This is a genomic window from Lactobacillus sp. B4007, from assembly GCF_026535895.1.
In the GTDB taxonomy this organism is placed as follows: Bacteria; Bacillota; Bacilli; order Lactobacillales; family Lactobacillaceae; genus Lactobacillus; species Lactobacillus panisapium.
In genome coordinates, this window is sequence record NZ_JAFNPA010000002.1 from 172,616 (window position 1) to 199,296 (window position 26,681).

Here is a 26,681-nt window from a genome sequence, read left to right on the forward strand (position 1 = left end):
TTAAATAAAGTACTAAGTTAAAAGATATAGCGTCCTTGGTATTTGCTCTTGGCTTGTTATAATGTTCGTGTTATCTTCGAGCTGAGGGCTAAAAAACTACAACTAACCAATCAATCTCATTAGTAAATGATTGTGCCAAAAAGTTAATTGTGGTCATTGGAAATAATAAAGGAGAACACAAACAATGGAAAAACTGACTCGTGAATTTGTCGCTGGTTTGCCTAAAGCAGAATTGCATGTTCATATCGAAGGAACTCTTGAACCCGAATTAGAATTTGCTTGTGCGAAGAGAAATCATATTGACATTGGTGCAAAATCCCCGGCCGATGTTGACCACAGTTATGGTTATGGTCTTACAGAATTTTTAAAAGCCTATTACAATGGGATGAAGGTTTTGCGGACAAAGCAAGATTTTTATGATGTTACGTGGGCATTTTTACAAAAAATGGCGCAAAATAATGTTAAGCATTTAGAATTATTTTTTGATCCTCAGGCACATACCAGCAGAGGAATAGCCTTTGAAACAGTAATAGAAGGGATACACGAAGCAATTGTAGATGGTCGCGCGTTAGGCGTAGACACCCAGCTAATAATGTGCTTTCTCCGTGAATTTTCTAAAGAATCCGCTCGCCAAACATTAGAAGCGGCAAGGCCTTATCATGAGAAGGGCTGGATAATCGGCGTTGGTCTTGATTCAGCTGAACATCACAATCCACCGTTAAAATTCATGTTAATTTTTGCAGAAGCCAAAAAGCAGGGATACTATTTAACAATGCATTGTGATCCAAAACAAGTTGACTCTGTGGAACACATTAAGCAAGCATTGGAAATTATTGAAGTTGATCGGCTTGACCACGGGATGAATATCATTGAAAATCCAGATTTAATGGCTTATCTTGTTGAAGAAAAAATTGGTATAACCGCCTGTCCAATTGCATATTATTACACACGTCAGGATATGGAAGAAAAGGCAATCACTACGCTTTTTAAAGAGGGTGCACTAATTAGCCTGAATTCTGATGATCCTTCATATAAAGGCGGTAATTACATTAACGATGTTTACTATCAATTTGCGCAAAAAGTTGGTTGGGGCAGAGAAGAACTGATTCAGATTGCGAAAAATTCTTTTACCACCTCGTGGATTAGTGATAATGCCAAAAAGGCTTATTTGCAGCAAATCGATGATTACGTAGCAAAAAACTAGTTAAAAAGTACTACTTCGGGTAAAGAAGTAGTACTTTTTTATTTTCCACAACACAAATTAAATTTTCTATTAAATAATATTGAGCATTATGTTAGATTAATGGTAAACTGTGATCACCGCTTAGGGGCAATAAGCTGGTTTTTGCGGTTAAGATAAATTGAAAAGTTAAGATTTTTAACAGGGCATTTTTACAGGTAAATTAATTAGTAAAATTGCTTTTTTGTGCTTTTCAAAGGTATTTGAGTTTAAGAAAGAGCATTTTTAATGGACAAGCAAGTGATTGAAGCACATAACCTCACGAAACAATATTCAATTACAAAAAGGGGCGATGGTCTAAAAGCAGCTATTAAAAATATTATCCGACCAACTAAAAAAACAGTTAAGGCTGTTAATCAACTTAACTTTTCGGTTACGGAAGGTGAGACAGTTGGTTTTATTGGTCAAAATGGCGCGGGAAAAACAACAACTATCAAAATGCTAACGGGCACATTATTTCCGACATCAGGCTATTGCAAGGTTAATGGCTTTGATCCAGTCAAAAGAAGTAACGCTTTTAAAAAATCAATTTCAGTTGTGATGGGAAATCGGTCACAACTGTTTCCAGATCTGACTCCGCGTGATTATCTTAAATTATTGCAGACCATGTATGAAATAGATGACCAAGAATTTGAACAGAACGTGAATACTCTGGCAAAAACTTTAAATATTACTCATCTACTGGATACTCAGACAAGGAAATTATCCCTAGGCGAAAGAATGAAAGTTGAGTTCTTAGCGGGTGTAGTAACTAAGCCTAAAGTTTTATTTTTAGACGAACCAACGATTGGATTGGACGTTTTGGCAAAGCGAGATTTGCGCAAATTCTTGGTAAAGTTAAATAAAAAAGAAAAACTAACCATTTTTCTAACGTCTCACGATATGGAAGATATTGCTGCTATTTGTGATCAACTAATAATTGTTAATCAAGGAGAAATTATTTGGAATGGCAGAAAAAAGAATCTGTTAGAACAGTTTGGTCAAAATAAGTATATCAGTTTTAATAAGGCCGAAACATTTGCACCAGAAAAGATAAAGACGCAAATAATTGACCAGGATGACTTAACAATTACGCTCAAAGTCCCGAACAACCGCGTGGATGAAGAACTTGCTGCGTTAGCGCGTGCTAAACAGGGATCAAATTTTCAAATTCATGATTTAAAACTAGAAGATATTATTCTTGAAATTTTTGCCCGGGAGAAAAAGTCATGTTAAAAAGCTATCTTGCAATTATTGCTGTTTCTCTAAAAAAGATTTTTGCCAATAAAAGTAGTGTCGTTATTCTGTTAATGCAAGCCATTGTTCCCAGCATTGTAATGTTCTATTTATGGTCAATTATTATCAAACCTGGTCAAACGATTGGTGGTTTCACCCGGAATCAGTTAGTTATCTACTATATTGGTGTAAATTTTATTAATTCATTTGTTTGGTATGCCATTGACTGGGAGTTAAATGATGATATTCATTCAGGAGAACTCTCAAAAATTATTCATCGACCTATTCAACTTCATTGTTATTACTTTGCCAAAATGCTAGGAGACAGGTTAGCAAATCTGCTCTTGTTATTACCAATCCTGGTAGTTGGCTTTTGCTATCTATTTGTTAAAAAGCTAGTTCAAGTTTCGCTTTTAACGTTAGTCAAATTTGCAGTTAGCCTCATATTAGCAGCTATTCTTTGGTTCTTATTTTCTTACATTGTTGGTAGTACAGCTTATTGGTTTGATAATCTGTTTTTTGTTTTAATCGTTAAAGAAATTGTTGTCAATTTATTGTCAGGCTTTTATTTTCCCTTAGAAATGTTACCTAGCCCGATGTTTAAGATTATTAGTTGCTTACCGTTTAAATATTTTAGTTCATTTCCAATTGATACGCTTGTTAAAACATTGCCTACAAAGTTTTGGCTTGTAAATACTGCGCTTGAATTGCTTTGGATTTGTTTACTATATCTAATACTGGTGTTGGTTAATAAGAGAGGGCTTCAGAGATATTCTGATGTACTAGGATAAAATGAAAAATAAGCTTAAATTAATAAGGAATCTAAGCAAGGTTGCCTTACTTGAAAGTATCAGTTTTAGACTTGATACATTGTTCGGAATGATATCATCGATCCTATGGTTAGGAATCCCGATTGCTTTTTTCAAAGTTATTTATTTGAACGTTGACACAATTGGCGGCTGGACATTTAATGAATGTCTTTTGCTGGTTGGAGTATATACGATGCTCGATGGCTTTTTAATGGCCTTTTTGGTTAAATCAATGCCATTACTGGAGAAGGATATTCGGGAAGGAACACTTGATTCGGTTTTATTAAAACCAATTAACACTAAGTTATTCTATTTTTTTAGATCAATTGAATTTACGCAATTTATTAATGCGGTTTTGGGTTTAATCATTGTTGTAATAGCTTGTCAAGGTAAGGCGATAACTTGGCAACAATTAGCTTTATTTGTTTTTTCATGTCTGTTCGGTTGTATCTTGTATTATTCACTCTGGTATCTTTGGACAATCTCTGCCTTTTGGTTCCCAACTAATTTTGGTCGCACCGATTTATTTTTAAGTATGATCCAAATGAGTAGGTATCCAGCGACAATCTATCGCGGAATTGGTAATTTGGTTTTCAACTTTTTATTACCGTTTGGTTTAATTGCTTGTCCAGCCACTATCGTTCTTCTTAACGCAAAAAAGTGGTCAGTTGTACTTATCCAGTTCGCTGTCGCTATTGTATTTCTCTTTTGTGATACTTATGTTTGGAACTTAGGACTGAAAAAGTATGATGGTGCAGGAAGATAGTCAAAATCACCTTTTATTTGACTAAAAAAGCAGGTTAAAAAGTCAATTCAAAATACTTGCATGATAAAAAAGATGCTAATAAAATCTTTTTTGCGGTTTTAATTTTATGACGTCTAGGATGGGATAGAAAATGAAAAACTAAGGTATTGTACGCTGTTAAGTAAAGCATTAATTGCTACAATCCTGATAAGTTGATAATAACGATTTTGCTTGAAGATAAAAACTCGTTGGGTAAAATAATTTTTTTACACGCGGGTCGAAATTTTCCAGTTTGGAGGACTGGCTAAAATCGAGTAGACAAAATAAAAAAATCGCAAAGCCTATTGGTTTCAGTGCCAATGGGCATTTTTTATTGCTTCAAACCTTTTATGTTTACATTTGTAAATTTTGGCTTTATAATTATTATAGTTTACAAATGTAGACATTAAAAATGAAAATTAAAACGCAATAGGAGAAATAATTATGGCTAAAATAATCGTATTAATTGTAGGTCTTTTCTTAATACTATTCATTACATGGTGGTTTTTTGGCAAGCAAAATGTTAAGGCTGAGACGGCAGAGCTTGGCACCGATAAGCAAAGTATTAATATTGAGGTAAAGGGCGGTTACTCGCCAGAAAAAATAGTTCTAAAAAAGGGCGTGCCAGCCACGTTAAACTTTAAGCGACTTGATTCATCAAGCTGTCTTGATCACGTCATTTTTTCTGATTTCGGTATTAATCAAGAATTACCTAAGGGAAAAGTGGAACAAGTTAAAATTGATACGAGCAAACCAGGCGAATACGAATGGGAATGTAGTATGAACATGTTTCATGGCAAAGTAATCGTTAAATAAAAAGATAAGGAAACTACCAAGATGAAAATTACAACACGCTTCTGGATCTCATTAATTTTTTCCTTACCGATGCTGTTAGAAATGATTTTGCATCCATTTACCGGGTGGATGCTACCGGGCGGTTCATGGACAATGTTGGTATTTACGACTATAATCATGTTGATTTCAGCAGGTCCTTTTGTGAGTAGTGCATGGGCTGCCTTTAAAAAGCACCATTCTAATATGGATACTTTGGTAGCGCTGGGGACATTAACCACTTATCTTTACAGTATTTATGCTATGTTTACTCACCGGCCAGTTTTCTTTGAAACAGCTGCTTTTGTAATTACTTTCGTTCTTTTAGGCCAAGTACTTGAAGAAAAAATGCGCAGTAATGCTTCTAGTGCTATGAGCAAATTGGTTAAATTGGGAGCAAAAAATGCCTTAGTAAAGCGTGATGATCATTTCGTGAAGGTTTCAATTGATCAGGTTAAACAAGGTGACTTAATTCAAGTTCAACCAGGACAAAAAATTCCGGTAGATGGCAAAATAGTTTCCGGTAACTCGGCTGTTTATGAATCTATGGTAACTGGTGAAAGTTTACCTGCCCACAAAAAAGTGGGCGATAAAGTAATTGGAGCAACAATCAATCAAAATGGGTCATTTGTTTTTACCGCGGAGAAGGTCGGTAGTGACACTATGTTGGCCCAGATTATAGCGATTGTTAAGCAAGCCCAAAATAGTCATGCCCCAATTCAAAAACTGACTGATAAGGTAGCTAATATCTTTGTTCCCACGGTTTTGATAATTGCTATTGCGACCTTTCTTGTCTGGTATGTTCTAATCGGCAAGGATGTGGCTACAGCCCTTAATTTTGCCGTTGCAGTAATGGTAATCGCTTGTCCTTGCGCTCTGGGTTTAGCCACGCCAACAGCCTTAATGGTTGGTACAGGCCGTGGAGCGAAGATGGGCATTTTAATTAAAAATGGTGAAATTCTCGAAGCTGCCAATAATCTTGATACTGTTGTTTTTGACAAAACTGGCACAATAACTAGGGGCAAACCGGTAGTAACCGATATTGTCGGCAATAAAGAAGAAGTCCTGCAGATAGCTGCCAGTTTAGAAAAAATGTCAGAGCATCCCTTGGCACCCGCTATTTTAGCTGCTGCCAAAGCTGGCAAAATTTCTACTAGTCCAGTAACTAATTTTATGGCAATTGAAGGTAGTGGAATTAGTGGTCAAATTAACGGTCGAGCAGCCTTTGTCGGAAAGCCTGCTTCTAAAGACGTGACTGTCGCTTCACCGCTGAAAGCCAAGATTACCACTTTACAAGAAGAAGCTAAAACGGTTGTTCTAGTGGCTATTGAAAAACAGGCAATTGGTTTAATTGCGATTCAAGATGTACCAAAAGAAAATGCGGCGCGAGCAATTAGCGATTTAGTTAAATTGGGTCTAGAGCCGGTGATGTTAACTGGCGATAATAAACCTGTTGCTCAGGCAATTGCCCAGCAAGTCGGTATTAACAAGGTCATTGCAGAAGTTTTACCAATTGATAAGGCAGCCGCAATAAAAAAATTGCAGCAACATCACAAAGTCGCATTTGTTGGTGATGGTATTAATGATGCACCAGCTTTAACCCAAGCTAATGTTGGAATTGCCATGGGTTCTGGAACTGATGTGGCGATTGAAGCAGGTGGAATTGTTTTGATAAAAAATGACTTAGAAGACGTTGTTCGTGCATTAAAGTTGAGTAAGAAAACCTTTAGCCGCATCAAGCTCAATTTATTCTGGGCTTTTATCTACAATGTCCTTGGAATTCCAGTTGCTGCCGGGCTATTTGCTGGTGCTGGCTTAACTCTTAGCCCTGAATTTGCCGGTATGGCAATGGCCTTCAGTTCATTATCAGTAGTAATCAGCTCTGTTTTATTAGGGAAAAGCAAAATTTAAGCAAAACAAAAAGGCAGTCATTATTGACTGTCTTTTTATGTCGGTAAAACTGTGTGAGCTTAAAAGCGGTGTTTTCCTTTGGTTAAAACGGGCCTAATTTGAATGACGTAAGCAATCAAACCAACCAACAGCCAAATTAGAGTAATTATGATGCTGGCTATTAGGTTTGCAGAACCTGTTTTGATAAAAGTGACTGGACTAGCGAATGGAAAAATTAGTGCGATTGACTTTAACCACATCGGATAGGCAGTAATCACAACCAAAATACCGGCTACCAGTTGAATAATTGCGCTAAAGAAATTGGCCAAAAAGTAGGGATCATTCATTTGCCATGATATTGCCCAAGCTGTGAAACCAAAAATAATCCCGGTTAGACAAAGTAATGGCAGCAGGATGACAACACGTAAAATGAGATAAAGGGGAGCACCAAAACAAAGCGCTAAAACCAAATTGATAATTGCTAAAATGGTCCCGATAATTGCCGAAGTGATGCATTTACTCATCCAATACCGAAAGCTGAATGGCTTTTTAGCAATCATCTCAAAGTCGATGCGCAAGCTGGCATCTTCAACTAATAGGTCGTTCATCGTTTGCATTGTTAAAGTGGTAGTATCAATTGCAATTGATGCAGCAACAATCGACCAATTAAAACTGTTGGCATATTGCATATCAATTAATACCAATAATGCCATATTGATTAATGGATTGAGTACAAAATAAATTATTTTTGTACGCCAATTGTTTAAGAAAGGCAAAGCTGAAAATTGTGTGGCAATCATATGATCTTCAACGCTCCTTTCTTGCGTACTAAATAATTAATCTTTTTAACTGTAATAGCAATTAAAAATAACCAGAAGATTAGGCTAAAAATGTAGGCTGCCCAATTAAAAACGATGTTTCTTGTTAGTGCGGAGATTGGTGCTGTAATCGGAATAAACCACTGTGCGATATTCGTTAAAGGCTTTAAAACAGCTTCATTGCCAAATAATCCGGCTACTAACAAAATCGGAGTGCCGATTAAAGTTTCATAAAGCATTGAATTAGGCGAAAGGGTTAAAAAGGCAGCAATTAAAATGCCCATGATAGTGCAACCCAGCCATAATAAAAGAATTAGTAAAATAAAACTGCCAGTTATTGGTCCCGTTGCTACTCCTAAGATTTTAGCCAGTACAAAGGCAAGGGGAAATGAGAAAAGCCCATAACTAGAAGCAGGGAGCAAAAGCGTGATTAGAGAAAGACGTTCATCATACTTGCTATTTAGCAAATAAGGTAAAGTTCCCTTATATTTTTCAAAACTAATGCAGCCGGCAACAGTCGTACAGGAAGTCCAGGTACCAAAGATTCCGCTTTGACGCCATAAAAGGGGATTGTTTAAATCGTGACTTGCGTATGCGATGGTATATTGTATTAAAAAAATTGAACAGGTTGACGTAATTACTAGCCAAACGAAATATTGATCAGATAAATAATCGCGCAAGTGAAAGAGAAATAGTCGAATGAAACGCATTTTATTTTCTCCTCAGCTTGGGTGCTAAAGCCATGTAGGCATCTTCTAAATTATCTAAGGACTTTTGCGTAGTCGAGTTTGCTAAATTAACCACTCCACTAACTGTTCCAGTGTAGAAAATTTTTCCGGCACCTAAAATAATGACTTTGTCGGCTAATTTTTCAACTTCTGTCATTGTATGACTTGTCAGCAAAATACTAATTCCGGTGTCCGCCAAGTTTTTGATCGTTTGCTGGATAGTATGTGTTATTTCAACATCAAGTCCACTAGTTGGTTCATCAAGTAATAATAAACTCGGGTTACCCAGGAGCGCGCGGGCAATATGCAGGCGCTGAACCATTCCCTTAGAGAATTCACCGATTTTTTTATTAGCAACGTTACTTAACTCGACAGTAGCTAACACACGGTTAACTTCATCATTTTGCTTGCGAAAAGGAACCTTAGCCAAATCAGCAAAAAACTTCAAGTTCTGTTTGGCAGTTGCATTACGGTAAAAACCCATTTCACCACCAAAGGAAACACCGATACTTGGCCTTTTACTGGTAGTTGTGATATCTTGGCCCTTCAGGATAACTTTGCCAGATGTTGGAATTAAGTAACCACCAATGATTGAAACAGTGGTAGTTTTTCCAGCACCATTGGGCCCTAACAGTGATAGAATCTCACCTTGATTAATTGCAAAAGAAATATCATCTAAGGCCTTAAATTTTTGATTATGGTCTTGATAAGTCTCTTTTAAATGTTTAACGATTAAAATTTTATTCAAATTTATTCTCCAAAATTAATTGTAAATTCTTTATCGCTAAATAAGGAAGGAGCGATAATCTAAATTTTTTACAGGTTAATTTGAAGATCTGTGATGTTTAACATTAAATCTATTATTGGATTATATCATACTTTTATCATTTTTACTTTTTTAATTAATAAAAAATGGACGTTAAAAGATTAATTAGTCCGCTTGCGTATTTACAAACAGTTAAAGAAGTTGAGCAAAAAACGACAGGTTAATTATGATTCAAAGTGGATGAATATTTTTATGCTAGAAATAATCAATATTTGCTGCAATTGGAAAGGCTAGTTAAAAGTTGCAAATTCGTGAGTTTGAGGCAGAAACAACGGGTCAAGCAGTCGCTAAAATTAAGCAGCGGCCAAAAGTTGTCTTGAAAGTTAATCTAAAAAATACCCGCTTCCAGTAAAATTGTGGAGTCGGGTATTAAATTATTTAATTTGTTAGATAATATTTAGTTTAATCAACTGATTTTAACGCTTCCAGCATATCCAAATTTTTCAATTTGCTATTCACGATGAAGCCAAGCATAATTGTAATAATTCCGATTACTCCTAGTGGCCACATAAAGCTTGAGGCAGATAGAGCAGGATTAAACATCACGTTATCGGGCGGTACTACGTAAAGAATATACTGGTAAAGCAAGTCGCCGCCAAGGTAGCCAACTAGAATACCAATAATAGTTAATAAAATTGTTTCGCGGTAAATGTACATCGTTACTTCGTTGTCATAAAAGCCCAATACCTTTACCGTTGACAGTTCACGAATTCGTTCAGCGATATTAATATTAGTTAAATTATAAAGGATCACGATGGCAAGAAGACCTGCAACAATAATAAGGACTACCATAATCATGTTTAGCGACTGCACAACGACGTCTAATTCCTGACTCACCGCCGTATTTTGAACTACCCCAGCAACACCATTTAACTTCATAAATTCGGCCGCCACTTTTCTGGTATTTTTACGGGATGTATTTTTCAAGTTTACTAGGTAAGCAGTCGTTTTGTAATTGCGGTTAAAGACTTTTTGGTACTGCTTTTGATTCATGAAAACGAAATGTCCCATGTACATTTCCGTAATGCCAGCAATCTTCATTGACCGGCGTTGATTGTTTTCATCAGTTAAAGTGATATGGTCACCTTTTTGAACGTGCAACAGACTTGCTAAGCGCTCGGAAATTACAACACCATTATTTGTTAATGGAATTGTTTGTCGATTGCGCCGGTTATTTAAGTGAACATATTGATTAAGTACATCACTGTGTTTGGGCACAATCAGAGTAATATCTTGTGTATCACCAGACTTACCGGCCGTTTTGGACATTGACTCATAATAAACTGGAGTAGCCGATTTAATATTTGGCTCTTTAAGCTTAGTTGTTAATTTCTGTTGCTGGGTATCTGATAGTGGCTTCTTTTCGGCTACAATCATGTTGTAATGGATTAAATCAGAAAATTGGCGATTGTTCATATTGCTAATTGAATTCTTGACCGCGAATCCAGCAAATAGGAGTGTACCAGCACCGCAGACGCCAAAAATAGTCATTAACATTCGCTTCTTGTATCTGAAAATATTACGTGCAGTTACCTTGTGAGTGAAACTGAGATGATTCCAGATAAAGGGAATCTTTTCTAGTAGAATTTTAGAGCCTGCTGCTGGGGGTTTAGGTAAAAGCAAGGAGGCAGGCTTTTCACGAAATTCGTTTTTAGCGGTCAAATAAGCCGGTAAAACTGAACTTATCCAAGATAAAATCAAGGCAACCAAACTAATTTGCCAGTGAAAATGTTCTTCGATCGGTGGAAGAGTCAGCGACTTATAATAAGCGTGATACACAATCTGCGGCATTAACGTGTGTCCCAGATAAATGCCAATAATTGTTCCAATTGTCCCTGACAAGAAGCCATAGAAAACAAACTTATTAATAATGACATAATCATCGTAACCGAGGGCCTTTAAAGTTCCAGAATTAATTCTTTCTTCATCAATAAACCGGTTCATTGTGGTGAAGGTAACAAGAGCCGCAACAAAATAAAGGAAAATCGGGAATACCTTAGCTAAGTCTTCGACGACACGAGCAACAGTGGTATAAACTAAGTTGCCCTCTCCTCCGGGAACTTCTCGGCGGTTATAAACGCTATAGCTTGGAAGTGCTAATTTTTCAATTTGCTTTTTAGCTTTTGCTAGTTTTTGTTGGCCAGAAGTTATTTCAGATGTAGCTTGTGCAGCTTTTTTGGCTAGTGCCTGTTTTTGCCTTTGTAGTACTTGGGCCTGGGCAGTTAATTTAGCCTGTGCACCCTTAAGCTGCATTTGGTCCTGTGGAGTTGTAGCTTGTGCGGCTTTTCTTGCTAATAGCTCTTTTTGCGCAGTTAGTTGTTTTTCAGCAGTAATTAATTGCCGCTGCGCCGTATAGATTTTTGCTTTAGCTTGCGCTAATTTCTTTTCTTCTGGTCGTAATTTCTTGAATGCCGCTGCAGTAATCCGATCCTTGCGGTTTTGGGCACCATTTTTAAGTACTTTTTGCAGCTCTTTTTTATGAACACTGATTTTATTATTATAAGTTTTTCCAAAAGAATCGAGTCCACGTAAATCATGGTATCTTAAATTAGCTACGGTATAAACGGTGTGATCAAATGCTTGTGGCATTATTACGGCATAGCCTTTTAGCTCACCAGTTCCGCTATTGCTTTGACCTAGATTAACGTTTGACAAAATTTGACTAGAACGGACGAAACCGACAACTTTAAAACTTTTGCGCTTTAAGAGGGTTGTGCCAAGAATATTTTTCTTTTCAGTAAAACTAACTTTTTGCCCTAGATGGTAGCGCTTGTCGTAATGCGCAGCTAAAGCTACCTCATTTTGCTTATTAGGCAGTCGACCTTGACGCACTTCATATTTACCAACACTTTTGGGTTTGGAAAAAACGCGAAAACTTTCTTGCGTTTTTTTTAAAACCGTATCGGTCATGTAACCAAATTCTGCTGTTTCTAAACCCTTGGCTTTTTTGATCTTGGCGGTATCATCATGGTCAAAGCCATAATTGCAGATAACAGTCAGATCGGCAGTATTGAGCTGCTTAGCGTAATGATTACCGGTATCGCGCATGTCGGGTCCAGTGACAATTAAGCCGACCAAAGCAAAAGCCCCAATCATCATTAGGCCCATGATTGACAGAAATTGCCCTTTGGTATGTTTAATTGACTCCCAAAAATCTTTCCAAATTATTTTTGTCATTGTTAGCCTTCTTTACCATTTAACGTTAGCAATGTCTTCGGGATGAGCGTTTTGATCAATCTTAGTAACTTGACCGTCATGAAAATGAATTACCCGATCAGCAATCGGTGCTAAAGCACTATTGTGGGTAACTATGACAACTGTGGCACCTTTTTTGCGACTCATATTGGCGATAATTTGCAACACACTTTTACCAGTCTGGTAATCAAGAGCACCAGTTGGTTCATCGCAAAGTAAAATCTTGGGATTTTTGGCCACGGCACGTGCAATCGCTACTCTTTGTTGTTCACCACCCGACAATTCAGCTGGAAAGTTGTTAATCCTGTTTTTAAGTCCGACATCTTCAAGTGTTTTAACAGGATCAAGAGCATCATTGACGATTTCAGATGCTAGTTCCACATTTTCTTTAGCAGTCAGGTTTTGGATTAAGTTATAAAACTGAAAGACAAAGCCAATATCATTACGGCGATAAGTGGTTAATTCACGTTTATTGTAATTAGCGATATTTTTGCCATCAATTATGACATCACCAGAGGTATTGGTATCCATTCCGCCAAGAATATTTAAAATGGTAGATTTTCCAGCACCTGAAGCACCTAGGATAATTGCTAATTCGCCTTTTTCCACTGTAAAACTAACATTATTGTTAGCTAAAATTTCCGTATCACCTGTTTGGTAACGTTTGAAATTGTTTTTAACTTCGATGTAGCTCATGAAGAATTATTCCTCTTACTTTAATAAATATTTCTTAGTTCATTTTAGTACTGTTTTCCATCTAAGTAGTTTTCAAGCACTTGCAAAACTCCCATTTCGTTATTAGAAGGGGCTTCATATTTAGCAATTTGTTTCAACCGCTCATCGCCGTTTTTCATTGCGTAACTGTAGCCAGCAAGTTCAATCATTTCTTTGTCATTCATGCCGTCACCAAAAGCAATAAGCTCTTCCGGTTTTACATTGAAGTAACGCAAAAAGTACTTGATTCCTTGCCCCTTATTGACACCAGCTGGCATCACGTCGATATTATCAAAGCCACTTGTTGTGCAATGAATTCGTTCGGGATTACTGGCATTAAATTTACGCTCAAGTTCACTAGCGAGTTCAGAGGAACAACTTAGCGTTAATTTAGTAAGGCTATCACTTGTTGGAATATCGACTAAGTTATTGACTTCCACTGAGTCAGGGTAAAAGAAGTGCATTAAGCTCTTGAATTTAGCTGGTGCTCTTTTATTCATGTAAGCCCGATCCAAACCGCTAGCCGCTATTTTTACTTCTGGATAATTGTCTTGAATAAAGTTGATTAACTTAATGCCAGTTTTATATGTAAAAACATGGCGGGCAATAATTTGATTATCTTGGGTTAAAATTGAGCCGTTGTCAGCAACGATATCGATCCGATCAAGAAATTCAAAAAAGTCTTGGCGCAAACGGGAAAGCGGCCGACCGCTTGAAACGATAAAGTGAACGTGTTGGGCACGCAATCTGGTCAGTACTTTTTCAAACCGCTGATGATCGAATTGCTTGTCATCATTTTCAAAAGTACCGTCCATATCAACTGCAACTGCTTTAAAAGGGATAGATGTCATTTTACTCTCCTCATTACTAATTTATTAAGTATATTATATAGTAGAAAAGGCCATTACCTCGTTAAAAAATTAGCTTTTACACGAAAAAAGATTCATTGCAGACACAATGAATCTTTTCTATTTTAATTATTAATTTTAACAGGCTTTCTTCTGCCAACAAGCCAACAAAATAGAATAGCGACAATCGTCTCAATGATGATCAAGACAATATTCATTCCTAATTTGATTTGACCTAAGCTGACGCTAGCACCACCGAACAGGCTATTTTTCTCACCAAGATAAAGATCAAAAATAATCGAACCAATGATTAAAATGAACATTATCAGCCACTGATTGCGGCTAAAGGCAGTGCCGTATTCTTCTTCTCTGCGTCTGATACTTGGCAAAATTACTCCAAGACCAATTAAAACAACAATGGCAATAATATTAATGATTAATTCGTACCACCAATAGCCACTGAATTGTTTAACGTCTTGCGGTGCAATACCGAGAATTGTTGCCACTGCGGTTACAATTAGCAGGAATAGTCCAGCTAAGTAACCAACCTTGTCATTTTTCAAGAAGACATAATCAGACGGGAACTTCTTGGAATTTTTCCGAATCTGCATAAATGAGAAGAAAATCCAGCAGGTGACACCCGGTGAAATAATACCGTTGAGGTTTAGTAACCAGTTGAAAATATCATTCATATCTGGCAAAAAGATACCTAACAGCATGATGAAGGCTGATAGAGCAACCGTTAATACGTAGCCATTGATAGGCAAGCCGTTTTTATCTTTTTTCTGTAAAAAGCGGGGCATATAATTGTCACCAGTGTCAGAAATAAGCATTCTGGTCATGGCATCAAGTAAAACGGCTAATAAAGCTGCGTTATAAAATACGGAAGTCCAAGCCCAGATGTAGAGTAAGGTCTTGCCCATTCCATATTGATGTCCAACCATATCAAAGACGTAGTAGGCACCATTCATTTTTAAGTCATTTGGAATATGATAGCTGTTAAAGTAAATACCAAGAGCAAATGATCCAAAAACGGTTAAGAAAATGGTCATAAGAGCTAGCGCAACCATAGCTTTAGGAAAATCTGATTTTGGTTTCTTCATTTTGGTAACGTATGGTGCAACTAACTCACAACCGTTTAAGGCGTAAATCAGCATGGCAATAGTTGTCCAATAATGCATATCAAATTTTGGAATTAATGTTTTCCAAGTAAATGGTTGAGTAGCCATGTGGCCGCCGGATTTTGCTAGCCCTAAGAATGCCAAAAAGACAAACATTAAGGTCATGATTAACATTAATCCACCACCAATCGTGGACAATACTTCCATTGAACGGGAGAAGTAATGCTCGATAATAATGAAAATAATGAACATGGCAAAAGTCATGAGAGCAAACTTAGTATTAGAAATCTGATTTTGAAACTTCTCTGAGCCAGTTATTGCCCACCCGATGTCAACAATAATTTCATTAGCTGAATCGACCGCATAAGGAATCGAAGCTGCCCAGTATGTCCAAGCAGTAAAGTAACCTAAGAATTCGCCATTAGTGCCCCGGACCCACGAAGAAAGTCCGCCACCTTCATGGTTAAAGACCGAACCAAGTTGGCCAACCATTAATGAGTATGGAATAACATAGAATAGACACATGATAATCCAGGAAGTGACAACAGGCATTCCCTGGTTTTGGAAATTATACATGATATCATCGAGGCCAATAACCGTACAAAAGGCCATCAAGGTCAGTACGGGCCACGAGATAAATTTCTGATTAGAATTTATTTCCTCCACAAAAGTTCTCTCCTTTAAATTAAACTAACGTTTCCATTTTACTAATTAAAAGTGAGAATGACTAGGGTAAATCACGAAATTATTGCAGGCTATCCTTGAAAAATGCGTAATTATATAAATTAAAGAAAAAATTTCCTTAACTAGTTGCTAGTATTGAATTTTCCGTGTCTGTGCGGTAAGATTATATCGTTAATAATTTACCAAAAGAAAGAAGGATTCTTATGTCAGGACATTCAAAATGGCACAATATTCAAGGCCGCAAGAATGCGCAAGACGCAAAGAGAGGTAAAATTTTCCAAAAATTATCTCGTGAAATATATATGGCTGCAAAGAATGGTGGTCCTGATCCCTCTGGGAATCCTAACTTGCGAATGGTGATGGACAAGGCTCGGGCCAACAACATGCCTAAGACAAATATTGATCGGGCTCTTAAGAAGGCTGAAGGAAATTCAGACGAGCATTATGACGAGATTACCTATGAAGGTTATGCTCCTGGTGGTATTGCTGTTTTTGTTGAGGCTCTGACCGATAACAAGAACCGGACCGCTTCAGCTGTTCGAGTAGCTTTTACTCGTAATGGTGGTTCACTTGGTGCTACTGGATCAGTTGCCTATATGTTTGATCGCAAAGGTTACATTGTTATTGATCGGACAACAACAGACGCTGATGAAGATCAGATGTTGTTAGACGTAATGGACGCCGGTGGTGATGATTTGCAAACCAGTGACGATGCCTTTGAAATTTACACAGATCCAAAGCAATTCGCTCAAGTTCGTGATGCACTGGAAAAGGCTGGTTACAAGCTTGCTAATGCTGAACTTACAATGATTCCAGAGAACACGACGCCAGTTCCAGAAGAAAAGAAAGATCAATTTGCTAACCTAGTTGATGCACTTGAAGACGATGACGATGTCCAAAACGTCTACACTGCAGCAGCTGACGAAGATTAGTACTATGTTGATTTTTGCTTTGATTTTAAAACAAAAAAATATTTAAAATTAACCCTTTAGATTAGTTTGAAATTTTTCTAAAGGGTTTTTATTTTAGCTGATTTTTCAACGTGTAGTGCAGATTAATGATGAATAACGAATATTTTTTACTAAAAATAGATATATTTTACGTGATTTTTAGAATATAATTTGAAATAAGTACTAGATTGATGGTCTTACTACCATAAATTACGTACTATTAATTTTCATCATAAACTTATTGATTTGAGCCATAGGAGGATATGGTAATGAGTAAACCCATTATTTTAAGTACGGATCCCGGTATCGATGATGCCGTTGCTTTGGCAATCTTATTGTTTGATCGTCAGGTTGACGTCAAACTAATTGCAGCCGCTGCCGGAAATGTCGGAATTGAGCAGACTCTAACAAATGTTTTAAAACTAGAAAAATTTTTGAATAAAAAGGTTCCAGTTGTTCAAGGATGTAAAAGGGCTATCGTCAAAAAGCCAATCGACGCGGCCAGTGTTCATGGCAAGTCGGGAATGGACGGTTATAATTTCCCAGAGCCAGATAACAGCCTTCTTTTAGAAAATCAAGTTGCACCGGAAGCAATTCATCAAGTTGTTGCTAATTCACCGGAAAAAGTGACTTTGGTTGGCATAGCACCGCTGACAGATTTTGCCATGTATATTCGGCTTTATCCCGCTGATTTAGCTAATATCGAGGAACTGGTAATGATGGGTGGCTGTATCGGAAGAGGAAATTACGGCGTTTTATCAGAATTCAATATTGCGGGTGATCCCGAAGCTGCTAAGATTGTGTTTGAAAGTGGCTTAAAAATTCGTGTGGCTCCGTTAGAACTAGGATTTCAAGCGAAAATCAAACCTGAAGTAAGTGAACAAATCAAGTCTTTAGGTAAAGTGGGTGATATGTTTTATAGCTTGTTTAAACGATACCGGGGCGGTAGTTTCAATACTGGTCTTAAAATTTATGACGCGTTGGCTGCTGGTATCTTACTCAAGCCAGAAATGTTTGAGTTTGAAGAAACGCATGTGGAAATAATAACAGATAGTGGCTATACTTACGGTGCTTCCTTGATGGATTTCAATGATAAATTGCACCAATCTCCTAATGCAATAATTGGTAAATCAGTCAATGTCGCAGAATTTGTTGAATGGTTCGTTAGCGCCATTAAACAGGCTAGCTAAACAGAAAGAAGTATTTTAAATGAGTCAAACAATCGCAATAATTCTTACATTGCTTTCCGTAGGCATTTTAGTTTATATGTTATCGAAAAAGATGGATATTAAAATCGTCTTATTTGCCTTAGGCTTGTTGCTGCTATATTGTGCCGTTTTTATGGGTAATAAAGTGACCGTATTGCAGCCTGTCTCCAGCCAATTTTTAAAACCAATTCAAGTAATGATCGATCAGTTCACGACGACATTGTCGCAAGCTGGTTTTGTAATTTTATTATTGGCAGGCTACAGCGCGTATATGAGTCACATCGGTGCAAATGATATTACGGTTACCGGACTAACTTCTTCAATGAAGGGGATTAAGTCGGTATATTTATTAGTCCCAATTGTCTTTTTGATGGATAACATATTATCATTAGTAGTTCCGAGCGCTTCAAACTTAGCAATTATCTTGCTAGCGACTTTATATCCAGTTTTACGTTCAACGGGAATGAGCAGACTAACCTCAGCGGCTTTAATTGCCACATCGGCAACAATTATCCCTACGCCACTTGGCTCCGATAATGTTGCGATGGCAAATGCATTACATATGTCAACAACCCAGTATGTCTTTAATTATCACGCTTTAATTTCTATTCCAACTTTATTATTAATGGCGTTAGTGCAGTATTTTTGGCAAAAACATGAAGATAAAAAAGATGGTCCAGAAATTAGTTATGAGCAAGAACTAAAAGAATATGGCATTGAAGATGAAACTGCTAAAACGACAAAAGCGATTAATGGCAAATTCATGCGCTTTATTTATGGTGTATTACCGTTAATGCCAATCATTATTCTTATCGTCAATTTTATCTTTAATATTGCTCAAGGAAACGACTCAACAATGAGTGTTCAGGCAGTAACACTAATTAGTTGGATAATCGCAATCATTATTGAGCTAATTAATTGTAGGGATGCAAAGCAAGTTTTAAAGGATACCAACGTCTTTATTAAAGGAATGGGCAATGCAATGGGAATAGTTGTTTTGTTAATTGCTGCTCAAACTTATGTCCAAGGATTAAATGCGATTGGTATCATGTCAATGATCCAGAATGCGATGCTTCATGTTAAAGGAGCAGGAATATTGCTACCATTAATTATGGTTGCCTTTACTGCGGTAATTGTTATTCTTAGTGGTAGTGGAATTGCTCTAATTTTTGCGATGATTCCATTAATTGTTCCGTTAGCTAAATCGGCGGGCATTGCACCACAGCAATTATCAGTCCCAATCCAACTGGCTGGCAATTTATTAAGAGCCGTTTCACCAGTAGCTGCTGTCGTATTAATTGTATCCGAGGCCACACACGTGGAGCCTGGACAAATTATTAAGCGAACCACGGTACCGATGATTAGTGGTGTAGTAATAATGTTAATTTTGTCATTCATTTTGCTTTAATGCAGGATATAAAGTAACAATCTTTAATTAAAATAAAAAAACAAAAAGGTCCTAAGTAATCCTCTGAATTAGTAATAAGCTATTATCAGAGCTAAGCTTAGGCTTTTTGTTTTGCGGCAATGTTCTTTTAAATATAAATTGATTATTTAGTTGTGTTAGTGCTTGTCTTTTGGGCTCTTTTCATGAATATCTTCTTCCATGAGAAAGCCAAGCATTTTAATGTATTTATCTGGAATAGGATGACCTTGATAAAATAACGGCATAGTTGTATCCGCTAGATCTATCCCTTTATTGTTATCCTGTCCGAGTAAAAAATCCGTCGAAACGTGAAGAACTTTAGCTACTTTAGTTAAAGATTCAATTGAAGGTTTAATTACTTTCCAGCGATAAATACTATTTTCCCCAATATGGGCTTTTTTTGCTACTTCTTTAACGGACATTCCGTGATTTTTGGCAGTTTTATAAATACGAGTATAGACATTCATGGCAACTCTTTCCTTAAAAAAGTATCACAAATGATTGTCTTTTTCGCTTGACCGCTATCAAAGGTGGTATTATAATAAAACCATCCACAAGATGGACTGCGTAAAGACTTTTCATATTGTGTAACGTTTGAATTAAGTAGTCATTATTTGGGATTGGCTACTTTTTTGCTATATCTAAATAGTATCACTAGTGATAGCAAAAAAAACAATATTTTGTACTATGTTACGTCCACAAAAGTGTCCGTGTATTATTAACTAACAGCATAATGTGCCAAAACTTGGCAAGGACCATAAAAATATTCATTACTACGTTTTGTATTATTATATGAATTTATTTTTTTAAGTCAATTATTTTATTCTAAATACAAAATTGCTTAAAGATAGTTAAGCGTATTACTATTCGTGAATAGTGATATGGGTATAGTATTTGTTTAGTAAAACATTAAATCTTGTAAAATCAGTAATATTTGTAGATTACTTAAGAGGGTTTAGTGTATACTCATAAATTGACTTAAAAATAATACTGGTATTTCGAACAGTTGACTGAATTAAAAAAATTAAATAATGATTTTATTTTTTTAGCATACGACCAGAAAGGAGAGTGATGCCTTGGGAGTAGACGCATTAAATACTAATCAAATCGGAGCAAAAGAGTTAAATTCGTTTAAGTTTCCTAACAGAACACCTATTCGACAAATACAGCAAATCTCTTATGCAAACAGATGAGTAAGAGGAAAACATACTAAATTTATTCTTTTCTAGAGATTTTATTAATTACATAATATTCTATACAAATCTATACAAATATAAACATTATCTTTTAGAGTGAGAGACTGTTTTCCACCCCTTCTAAGCGAGCTTGATTGGGGCGATTGGTATTTAAGCGCAAAAAGGGCAGCATACAAATGCTACTCTTTTTGTTTGCTAAAAATTTTTCTTTTTAAAAAATAAAATCGTTTTTTTGCGTAACTAATAATGGTGACAAAAATAAGGGGGTATTTATGCGAGTTAAAGAAATGGTTAATTCACTGATTGAACAAGCGATTCAAAAACATGCAAGTGATATTTTCTTTTTAATTCAGAATCAAGAACTGATTATCAACTTGCGCACAATAGCTGGTATTAAACGGCAAAGATCATTTTCTGTAAATGAAGGAAGGGAAGTAATTAATTTTTTGAAGTTTGCGGCACAAATGGACATTGCCGAACATCGCCGGCCGCAAGTTGGAGCGCTTGAATATCAATTTAACCACGAAAAATATTATTTACGTTTATCAAGTATCGGTGACTATAACGATAATGAATCACTTGTTATCAGGATAATTTATCGAATTGGTGCAAGTAAGTTTTTTTACAGTAAGCAGCTGCAGCGTTTAGAAAAATTGACGCAAAAAAGAGGGCTTATTCTAACAAGCGGTCCCACTGGTTCGGGAAAAACAACTACGATGTACAAATTGGCTAAGCGCATGAGCAAGAGCCAAATGGTGATGACAATTGAAGATCCAGTGGAAATCCAGGAAAAGTCATTTTTACAAACACAGGTTAATTTTGAGGCTGGCATCACATACACTAAACTTCTTGAAGCTGCAATGCGCCATCGCCCAGATATTTTAATTATTGGTGAAATACGAAACAGCGCGACTGCACGGCTGGCAGTTGATGCTGCTTTAAGTGGCCATTTGGTTTTCGCCACTGTGCATGCAAAAAGTACACTGCAGACACTATCAAGGTTAGAAAGCCTTCATGTTAATGCTAATGAGTTAAGTAATTGTCTTACCGCAATTTGCTATCAACGGTTATTACCGACTGTAAATGGTTCGTCCTGCTTAATGGATATTGCAGCAGAAGACGATCTAACAAATGCACTTAGTCAAAGTATCCGTTCAGATTTTATTAACTGGCCCAGTAACTTAACTAAATTATGTGAGGGAGGACAGATCAGTGCGCAGGTATATGAACGGTTTAAAAAAGGATAAACTGACTAATCAAGAGCGGCTTAATTTTTTAGATTATTTACAAAATAGTTTAGCAAATGGTTTTTCGCTCAGTGTTAGCTTGGAATTAATGCCAATTTTATGGCCCAAGCGAAAAGATTTGCTCGTTCAAGTAAATAAAAATATTCAATCTGGTAGCAGTTTGAACAGTTTAATGTTGACATTAGGTTTTTCAAAAACAATTGCAACACAAGTTGCATTAGCGCTGAGGCAAGGCAATTTAGTTGAATGCTTATCGCAACTGGCAACTCTAAACCGGTTAAAAAATGACCAAATTAAAAAACTAAAAGCAGAAATGTCTTATCCGTTTGTTTTAGCGCTAATGATGATCTTTTTATTGTTTTTTATGCAAACCTTTGTTTCAAATCAATTTGCTGATACTAATGAGCACACGGGCGATATCATGTTACTCATTTTATTATTTTTGAGTCTGTTATTTTTATATTATCTGGTTAAGATAATGAACCTACTAAAATTGCAGGATTACCATTCATTAAATAAATTAGCTCATTTCCCTGTTATCGGAAACTTGATTAGTTTGTACGTTAAATATTTGTTGATATACGATATCGGAATGCTGCTTGCGAGTGGCTTTTCATTACAGAAAATGTGTGAATATGCCGCAATTCAAGAAAAAGGTTCGCTGCAACAATTTATCGGTGAAAAAATTAGGCAACAATTACTAGCTGGAAAGAGTTTAGAGGAAATTATCAAATATGAGTATTTTTTGCCGAATGAATTACTGCTTTTAGTTAAAGCGGGTTCCAAAAAAGAAGATCTCAGTAAAAGATGTTTGCTATTAGGTCGGACACTTTTTACTGATTTGACCAATAGAATTACTAAGCTGATTGTTAATGTCCAGCCGGTTTGTTTTATTTTAATAGGATTATGCATTATTGGGATGTATCTTAAGTTGCTACTACCAATGTATGCAATGATGCAGAGCATCTAGAAGAAGGAAAAATGAACAAGAATTTAATTACTAAAAATATTAAAAAGAAAAAAGCAAAAGGATTTACCTTAATTGAAATGGTTATCGTTGTAGCAATTATTGTTATGCTCCTAGTGATAATTGCACCGAACTTAGCTAAGCAAAAACAAAGTGCCAATGAAAAAACAAATGATGCTTTTAAAACCACATTACAGACACAAGCCAACTTATATGAGGATGACAAAGACCGTGACGGTAAGGAGATTAACTTTAAAAATATGTTTGATGATGGTTATTTGACTAAAAAGCAGCTTGAAAAGGCTAAAGGTTATACGGTTGTAGACGGTGTTGTTCAAAAAGCTACCGAATAAAGTAAAAAAATCGGGCTTTACTCTTATTGAAATGATGATTACTTTAACCATTTCGATTAGTCTGGTGATGCTTGGAACAGTCTACCTAAAAAAATATGATGAAAAGTTAATTTTGGATAATACTGCTAGAGAAGTTAAAAGCTCAATTGAGCAGGCTGCAAGAATATCAACTATTGAGCATGAGCCAACCATAATCAGTTTTTATCCAGAATCGAAATACTTATCTATTAAAAGAAGTCATGATTACCGCAAGATTAAAATCAACTCTCAAATCGAGATATATAATCTTGCCAACTTTAAAATATCTGCCAAAGGTTCAATGGCACCGCATACGGTCGTTATTACTAATCATCATGAAACAAGACGAATTCGATTACAAATGATGTGGGGACGTGCAATAAATGGTAAAGACTAAGCTAACAGGATTTTTAATAGTAGAAAGCATTGTAGCGTTGCTGATAACTATTTCTGGGGTTGTAATTATGGCGCTAATCGTCGGTCAAAGTCGTGCCTTGGAGCAAAAAATGGAAGAAAAAACTGATCGTGTCTACGCCTGGCATGTCATGAAAAAATGCGATCTAGCTCAAATTACAGTTCATAGTCACGTTTATCAATTAGTAGGTAATAAAAAAGTTTATGACACAAAAGATAAAAAAACTTATCAGATCACGAAATAATAGTTTTTTAATAGCAGAAGCCATCTATTCAGTTATGGTGACACTTTTAATTGTAGTAACTCTGCAAGGGTTAATAAAAACAATTACTGTGTCTAATCATTTGCAGCATCATACCGATGATATTGTCTTCAGTTATGTTCAATTTAATCAGTTTTTAGGGGATGAAGATGTTAAGACGGGCTTCGCATTTCCAGAGGCGTCGAATTCACGGCAAGCCGCTGTTGAAAAAGTTACTAAAGACGGCGAATCAAATATTTATCTTTTGACGCATTACAAAAATATGATTCGTGTCACTACCCCCGAGGGCGGGCACATGCCACTTCTTTTAAATATTAAAAGAGCCTTTTTTGTCACTAAGAATCGGCAAATTAAAATAACGATAACTGAAGAAGATGGTCGTAAGTCAGAAATTTATTTTAAACTTGATCCTATTCCGAAAAAGAAGGAAAAAAATGCTAATAAAAAGATTCACCAAGTTTAAAGCAAGTGCATTACTTAGTAGTGTGTTAGTTTTAAGTACTTGTTTAATTTTTGTCCAATTTTACCAGTTGATCTTTCGTGATTGCATGCAAAATAATTTATTACTAATCCAATACCTACTAAATAATTGATTTGCTTGCTTGAATTGCCTTCTTTCTATTAAAATGTTTAATGAAATAGAAGGGGACACGAGATGAACAATATAGAAGAACTGTTTAATAAATTTTTAGATTGTATTAATTGCTTGCAAGAGGCATTGAATGTCTCTTTTGGTGAAGCTCTAACAGAAACATTTGATAATTTGGAAAACAACCAGATCAAGGTTGAATTAGGAGCACCTGATAAGGAAACTGTGGCTAAATTAAGTAAAAAATACGCTGATCTGCATTATGATGAGCTGACTCAACAAGTTAAAGTTCAGCTGTTTACGTATTTAACACTTAAGGCGATTAATGAAGATGGACTAGATCCTAATCAAATGCCAACACCACCAATTATCGCAACAATTATTGCAATGTTTATGCAAAAACTTTTGCCAGATAAAAAACAGGTAATTGTGGATCCGGCTATTGGATCAGGTAATTTATTATTTTCAATAATTAACCAACTAAAAAGAGCTAATCATTCACGGAGCAATTTTCAATTATTTGGAATTGATAATGATGAAGAAATGCTCAATTTTGCGGATATCAGTGCACATTTGAATAAGATTGATATTGAGTTATTCTGTCAGGATGCTCTTACACCTTGGCTTTTTGCCAAGCCAGATATTGTTGTAAGCGATATTCCAATTGGCTACTATCCAGACGATGACAATGCTGCAAATTTTGCTACTAAAGCTGAAAAAGGCCATTCATTTGCTCACTTCTTATTTATTGAACAAATTATTAAAAGTTTGCGGCCAGATGGCTATGCTTTTTTGGTTGTACCGCAAGCAATACTTTCTGGTAAAGGTGGAAGTGACTTTATGCCTTGTTTGTCGGAGAAAGTATATCTCCGGGCAATAATTGAGCTACCCGATAATCTCTTTCAAAATAAGTTTAACCAAAAGTCAGTGTTAGTATTTCAAAACCACGGCGAGCAAGCAAAAAATTGTGAAGTATTTCTCACAAAGTTGGACTCTTTTAAAAACGAAGAAGACCTAATCAAGCTTAATGTTAAACTAAATGAGTGGTATACTAAAAATATTCATTAATTTGTGAAAAAGTCTAAATTATGTGTATGGAGGAATATCATTTATGAAAAAAGTTTTAGCAATTAACTCAGGCAGCTCTTCTTTTAAATATAAATTGTTTGCTATCCCAGAAGAAAAAGTGTTAGCAGAAGGAATTGCCGATCGAGTTGGAATTGATGGCTCTTCTTTTGAAATTAAATTGGCAAACGGCGAAAAGCATACGCAAGAAATTGCTATTCCAGATCAAGAAACTGCTGTTAATCTGCTATTAAAGGCTTTAAAAGACTACCATGTAGTTGACGATTTAAGTGAAATTGTCGGCGTAGGTCATCGAATAGTTGCAGGGGGAGAAGATTTTACTGATTCTGCCATCATTGATCAAGCAAAATTGCAAAAGATTTATGATTTAAAAGAATATGCACCGTTACATAATCCGGCTGAAGGTAAGGGAATTGAAGCTTTCATGAAATTACTACCTGATGTACCGGAAGTTGGTGTCTTCGATACTTCTTTCCATCAAACTTTAGATCCAGAGCACTACATTTATTCAATTCCTTACGAATACTATGAAAAATATGGTATTCGTAAGTATGGTGCTCATGGTACTTCAGTTCGTTATATTGTTGGCCGTGCCGGTCAAATGCTTAAAAAAGATGTCGAAGACTTAAAGTTAATTGTTTGTCATTTAGGTTCCGGTGCGTCAGTAACGGCTGTAAAAAATGGTAAATCATATGATACTTCGATGGGCTTTACCCCATTAGCTGGAATTACTATGGGTACGCGTTCAGGTGATGTTGATCCATCTGTTTTACAATACATTATGAATAAAGATCATCTTGATATTAATGAAATGATTGATATCTTAAATGATAAATCAGGCTTATTAGGAATTTCAGGAATTTCTTCTGATATGCGCGATCTTGAAAACAATTCTGCACAAAGAGCAGCACTGGCACGTAAAATTTTTGTTAACCGGGTAAGACAATATGTTGGATCATATATCGTTGAACTTAAAGGTGTTGACGCAATTATTTTCACTGCCGGAGTTGGCGAGCATGATGCTGGTATTCGGGAAGAAGTAATGAAATCATTTGAATTTATGGGCTTAGAACCTGATTATGAGGCTAATAAGTCTAATGGCGAAAAATTTATTTCAAAACCAGACTCGAAAATTAAAGCACTTGTTATTCCAACTGATGAGGAATTGATGATTGAACGCGATGTCGTTCGTTTGGCACATTTAAATTAAACTTCGGAAAAACCGTTAAGAAAAAATCTTAGCGGTTTTTTTGTATAATTT

Annotated in this window: 25 protein-coding genes; 17 read left to right on the forward strand and 8 right to left on the reverse strand. The window is 36.1% G+C overall.

The features are described 5' to 3' along the window. Positions 1-184 precede the first annotated feature (184 nt). From add to J3U54_RS04075, 6 genes are all read left to right on the forward strand, one after another. The gene (gene add / locus J3U54_RS04050) at positions 185-1,204 is read left to right on the forward strand and encodes an adenosine deaminase (protein ID WP_220220999.1); all 1,020 of its coding nucleotides are present in this window, start codon (positions 185-187) and stop codon (positions 1,202-1,204) included. 264 nt (positions 1,205-1,468) lie between these two features. Then, complete coding sequence (locus tag J3U54_RS04055) at positions 1,469-2,455, forward strand: ABC transporter ATP-binding protein (protein ID WP_267385185.1); 987 nt, start codon at positions 1,469-1,471, stop codon at positions 2,453-2,455. Next, positions 2,449-3,246, forward strand: coding sequence for an ABC transporter permease (locus J3U54_RS04060; protein ID WP_267385186.1), 798 nt, complete (start codon positions 2,449-2,451; stop codon positions 3,244-3,246). The genes J3U54_RS04055 and J3U54_RS04060 overlap by 7 nt, the downstream gene beginning before the upstream one ends. A 1-nt stretch (position 3,247) precedes the next feature. Next, complete coding sequence (locus J3U54_RS04065) at positions 3,248-4,030, forward strand: ABC transporter permease (protein WP_267385187.1); 783 nt, start codon at positions 3,248-3,250, stop codon at positions 4,028-4,030. A 462-nt stretch (positions 4,031-4,492) separates the two neighbouring features. After that, a complete protein-coding gene (locus J3U54_RS04070; protein WP_220221001.1) occupies positions 4,493-4,864 on the forward strand; it encodes a cupredoxin domain-containing protein in 372 nt (123 codons plus the stop codon). 21 nt (positions 4,865-4,885) lie between these two features. Continuing rightward, a complete protein-coding gene (locus J3U54_RS04075; RefSeq protein ID WP_267385188.1) occupies positions 4,886-6,790 on the forward strand; it encodes a copper-translocating P-type ATPase in 1,905 nt (634 codons plus the stop codon). Positions 6,791-6,849: 59 nt separating this feature from the next. Here the strand turns inward: J3U54_RS04075 and J3U54_RS04080 are convergent, their stop codons facing one another. From J3U54_RS04080 to J3U54_RS04110, 7 genes are all read right to left on the reverse strand, one after another. Continuing rightward, complete coding sequence (locus tag J3U54_RS04080; protein ID WP_267385189.1) at positions 6,850-7,569, reverse strand: antibiotic transporter permease; 720 nt, start codon at positions 7,567-7,569, stop codon at positions 6,850-6,852. Further along, entirely contained in the window at positions 7,566-8,297 is a 732-nt protein-coding gene (locus J3U54_RS04085) for a multidrug ABC transporter permease (RefSeq protein ID WP_220269441.1), read from the reverse strand. Before J3U54_RS04085 ends, J3U54_RS04080 begins: the two co-directional genes overlap by 4 nt. A gap of 1 nt (position 8,298) precedes the next feature. Then, a complete protein-coding gene (locus J3U54_RS04090) occupies positions 8,299-9,063 on the reverse strand; it encodes an ABC transporter ATP-binding protein (protein WP_267385194.1) in 765 nt (254 codons plus the stop codon). A gap of 480 nt (positions 9,064-9,543) precedes the next feature. After that, on the reverse strand, positions 9,544-12,318 hold the full coding sequence (locus J3U54_RS04095; RefSeq protein ID WP_267385195.1) for an FtsX-like permease family protein: 2,775 nt from the start codon (positions 12,316-12,318) through the stop codon (positions 9,544-9,546). Positions 12,319-12,330: 12 nt separating this feature from the next. Continuing rightward, the gene (locus J3U54_RS04100; RefSeq protein WP_103752167.1) at positions 12,331-13,032 is read right to left on the reverse strand and encodes an ABC transporter ATP-binding protein; all 702 of its coding nucleotides are present in this window, start codon (positions 13,030-13,032) and stop codon (positions 12,331-12,333) included. Positions 13,033-13,076: 44 nt separating this feature from the next. Next, the gene (locus J3U54_RS04105) at positions 13,077-13,901 is read right to left on the reverse strand and encodes a Cof-type HAD-IIB family hydrolase (protein ID WP_103752168.1); all 825 of its coding nucleotides are present in this window, start codon (positions 13,899-13,901) and stop codon (positions 13,077-13,079) included. 122 nt (positions 13,902-14,023) lie between these two features. After that, complete coding sequence (locus tag J3U54_RS04110) at positions 14,024-15,631, reverse strand: APC family permease (protein WP_416381978.1); 1,608 nt, start codon at positions 15,629-15,631, stop codon at positions 14,024-14,026. A 275-nt stretch (positions 15,632-15,906) separates the two neighbouring features. Between J3U54_RS04110 and J3U54_RS04115 the strand changes: the two genes are divergently transcribed. The 3 genes from J3U54_RS04115 (at position 15,907) to dcuC (ending at position 19,269) form a co-directional block, all read left to right on the forward strand. Then, positions 15,907-16,635: a YebC/PmpR family DNA-binding transcriptional regulator gene (locus J3U54_RS04115; protein ID WP_103752170.1), complete on the forward strand. Its 729-nt coding sequence runs from the start codon at positions 15,907-15,909 to the stop codon at positions 16,633-16,635. A gap of 287 nt (positions 16,636-16,922) precedes the next feature. Then, positions 16,923-17,843: a nucleoside hydrolase gene (locus tag J3U54_RS04120; protein WP_103752171.1), complete on the forward strand. Its 921-nt coding sequence runs from the start codon at positions 16,923-16,925 to the stop codon at positions 17,841-17,843. Between the two features lie 19 nt (positions 17,844-17,862). Beyond that, positions 17,863-19,269, forward strand: a complete 1,407-nt coding sequence (dcuC, locus tag J3U54_RS04125) for a C4-dicarboxylate transporter DcuC (RefSeq protein WP_267385197.1) — start codon at positions 17,863-17,865, stop codon at positions 19,267-19,269. A gap of 155 nt (positions 19,270-19,424) precedes the next feature. Here dcuC and J3U54_RS04130 read toward each other — a convergent pair whose 3' ends face one another. Then, positions 19,425-19,754 (reverse strand): helix-turn-helix domain-containing protein, encoded by a 330-nt coding sequence (locus J3U54_RS04130; RefSeq protein WP_267385198.1) that lies wholly within the window; start codon positions 19,752-19,754, stop codon positions 19,425-19,427. A 1,001-nt stretch (positions 19,755-20,755) separates the two neighbouring features. Between J3U54_RS04130 and comGA the strand changes: the two genes are divergently transcribed. The 8 genes from comGA (at position 20,756) to J3U54_RS04170 (ending at position 26,630) form a co-directional block, all read left to right on the forward strand. Continuing rightward, positions 20,756-21,730, forward strand: a complete 975-nt coding sequence (gene comGA / locus J3U54_RS04135) for a competence type IV pilus ATPase ComGA (protein WP_267385199.1) — start codon at positions 20,756-20,758, stop codon at positions 21,728-21,730. Next, on the forward strand, positions 21,708-22,700 hold the full coding sequence (locus J3U54_RS04140; RefSeq protein ID WP_267385350.1) for a type II secretion system F family protein: 993 nt from the start codon (positions 21,708-21,710) through the stop codon (positions 22,698-22,700). The genes comGA and J3U54_RS04140 overlap by 23 nt, the downstream gene beginning before the upstream one ends. Before the next feature lie 11 nt (positions 22,701-22,711). Continuing rightward, a complete protein-coding gene (gene comGC, locus J3U54_RS04145; RefSeq protein WP_103752176.1) occupies positions 22,712-23,050 on the forward strand; it encodes a competence type IV pilus major pilin ComGC in 339 nt (112 codons plus the stop codon). Continuing rightward, positions 23,025-23,465, forward strand: coding sequence for a type II secretion system protein (locus J3U54_RS04150; RefSeq protein ID WP_220235311.1), 441 nt, complete (start codon positions 23,025-23,027; stop codon positions 23,463-23,465). The genes comGC and J3U54_RS04150 overlap by 26 nt, the downstream gene beginning before the upstream one ends. Then, entirely contained in the window at positions 23,452-23,727 is a 276-nt protein-coding gene (locus J3U54_RS04155) for a hypothetical protein (protein WP_220221012.1), read from the forward strand. The genes J3U54_RS04150 and J3U54_RS04155 overlap by 14 nt, the downstream gene beginning before the upstream one ends. Before the next feature lie 34 nt (positions 23,728-23,761). Continuing rightward, on the forward strand, positions 23,762-24,208 hold the full coding sequence (locus J3U54_RS04160) for a ComGF family competence protein (RefSeq protein WP_267385204.1): 447 nt from the start codon (positions 23,762-23,764) through the stop codon (positions 24,206-24,208). A 192-nt stretch (positions 24,209-24,400) separates the two neighbouring features. After that, positions 24,401-25,402: a class I SAM-dependent methyltransferase gene (locus J3U54_RS04165; RefSeq protein ID WP_267385205.1), complete on the forward strand. Its 1,002-nt coding sequence runs from the start codon at positions 24,401-24,403 to the stop codon at positions 25,400-25,402. A 43-nt stretch (positions 25,403-25,445) separates the two neighbouring features. Continuing rightward, complete coding sequence (locus J3U54_RS04170; RefSeq protein WP_220221015.1) at positions 25,446-26,630, forward strand: acetate/propionate family kinase; 1,185 nt, start codon at positions 25,446-25,448, stop codon at positions 26,628-26,630. Positions 26,631-26,681 lie beyond the last annotated feature (51 nt).

What these genes read in the sequence shown, in the direction of transcription:
- J3U54_RS04080 (WP_267385189.1), bottom strand. Translation starts at nt 7,569, where the DNA reads ATGATTGCCACACAATTTTCAGCTTTGCCTTTCTTAAACAATTGGCGT.
- J3U54_RS04140 (WP_267385350.1), top strand. Translation starts at nt 21,708, where the DNA reads ATGAACGGTTTAAAAAAGGATAAACTGACTAATCAAGAGCGGCTTAAT.
- J3U54_RS04165 (WP_267385205.1), top strand. Translation starts at nt 24,401, where the DNA reads ATGAACAATATAGAAGAACTGTTTAATAAATTTTTAGATTGTATTAAT.
- J3U54_RS04155 (WP_220221012.1), top strand. Translation starts at nt 23,452, where the DNA reads ATGGTAAAGACTAAGCTAACAGGATTTTTAATAGTAGAAAGCATTGTA.
- J3U54_RS04095 (WP_267385195.1), bottom strand. Translation starts at nt 12,318, where the DNA reads ATGACAAAAATAATTTGGAAAGATTTTTGGGAGTCAATTAAACATACC.
- J3U54_RS04070 (WP_220221001.1), top strand. Translation starts at nt 4,493, where the DNA reads ATGGCTAAAATAATCGTATTAATTGTAGGTCTTTTCTTAATACTATTC.
- J3U54_RS04105 (WP_103752168.1), bottom strand. Translation starts at nt 13,901, where the DNA reads ATGACATCTATCCCTTTTAAAGCAGTTGCAGTTGATATGGACGGTACT.
- add (WP_220220999.1), top strand. Translation starts at nt 185, where the DNA reads ATGGAAAAACTGACTCGTGAATTTGTCGCTGGTTTGCCTAAAGCAGAA.
- J3U54_RS04100 (WP_103752167.1), bottom strand. Translation starts at nt 13,032, where the DNA reads ATGAGCTACATCGAAGTTAAAAACAATTTCAAACGTTACCAAACAGGT.
- J3U54_RS04115 (WP_103752170.1), top strand. Translation starts at nt 15,907, where the DNA reads ATGTCAGGACATTCAAAATGGCACAATATTCAAGGCCGCAAGAATGCG.
- J3U54_RS04120 (WP_103752171.1), top strand. Translation starts at nt 16,923, where the DNA reads ATGAGTAAACCCATTATTTTAAGTACGGATCCCGGTATCGATGATGCC.
- dcuC (WP_267385197.1), top strand. Translation starts at nt 17,863, where the DNA reads ATGAGTCAAACAATCGCAATAATTCTTACATTGCTTTCCGTAGGCATT.
- comGA (WP_267385199.1), top strand. Translation starts at nt 20,756, where the DNA reads ATGCGAGTTAAAGAAATGGTTAATTCACTGATTGAACAAGCGATTCAA.
- J3U54_RS04130 (WP_267385198.1), bottom strand. Translation starts at nt 19,754, where the DNA reads ATGAATGTCTATACTCGTATTTATAAAACTGCCAAAAATCACGGAATG.
- J3U54_RS04110 (WP_416381978.1), bottom strand. Translation starts at nt 15,631, where the DNA reads ATGGCCTTTTGTACGGTTATTGGCCTCGATGATATCATGTATAATTTC.
- J3U54_RS04170 (WP_220221015.1), top strand. Translation starts at nt 25,446, where the DNA reads ATGAAAAAAGTTTTAGCAATTAACTCAGGCAGCTCTTCTTTTAAATAT.
- J3U54_RS04065 (WP_267385187.1), top strand. Translation starts at nt 3,248, where the DNA reads ATGAAAAATAAGCTTAAATTAATAAGGAATCTAAGCAAGGTTGCCTTA.
- J3U54_RS04075 (WP_267385188.1), top strand. Translation starts at nt 4,886, where the DNA reads ATGAAAATTACAACACGCTTCTGGATCTCATTAATTTTTTCCTTACCG.
- J3U54_RS04085 (WP_220269441.1), bottom strand. Translation starts at nt 8,297, where the DNA reads ATGCGTTTCATTCGACTATTTCTCTTTCACTTGCGCGATTATTTATCT.
- J3U54_RS04160 (WP_267385204.1), top strand. Translation starts at nt 23,762, where the DNA reads ATGGTGACACTTTTAATTGTAGTAACTCTGCAAGGGTTAATAAAAACA.
- J3U54_RS04055 (WP_267385185.1), top strand. Translation starts at nt 1,469, where the DNA reads ATGGACAAGCAAGTGATTGAAGCACATAACCTCACGAAACAATATTCA.
- comGC (WP_103752176.1), top strand. Translation starts at nt 22,712, where the DNA reads ATGAACAAGAATTTAATTACTAAAAATATTAAAAAGAAAAAAGCAAAA.
- J3U54_RS04060 (WP_267385186.1), top strand. Translation starts at nt 2,449, where the DNA reads ATGTTAAAAAGCTATCTTGCAATTATTGCTGTTTCTCTAAAAAAGATT.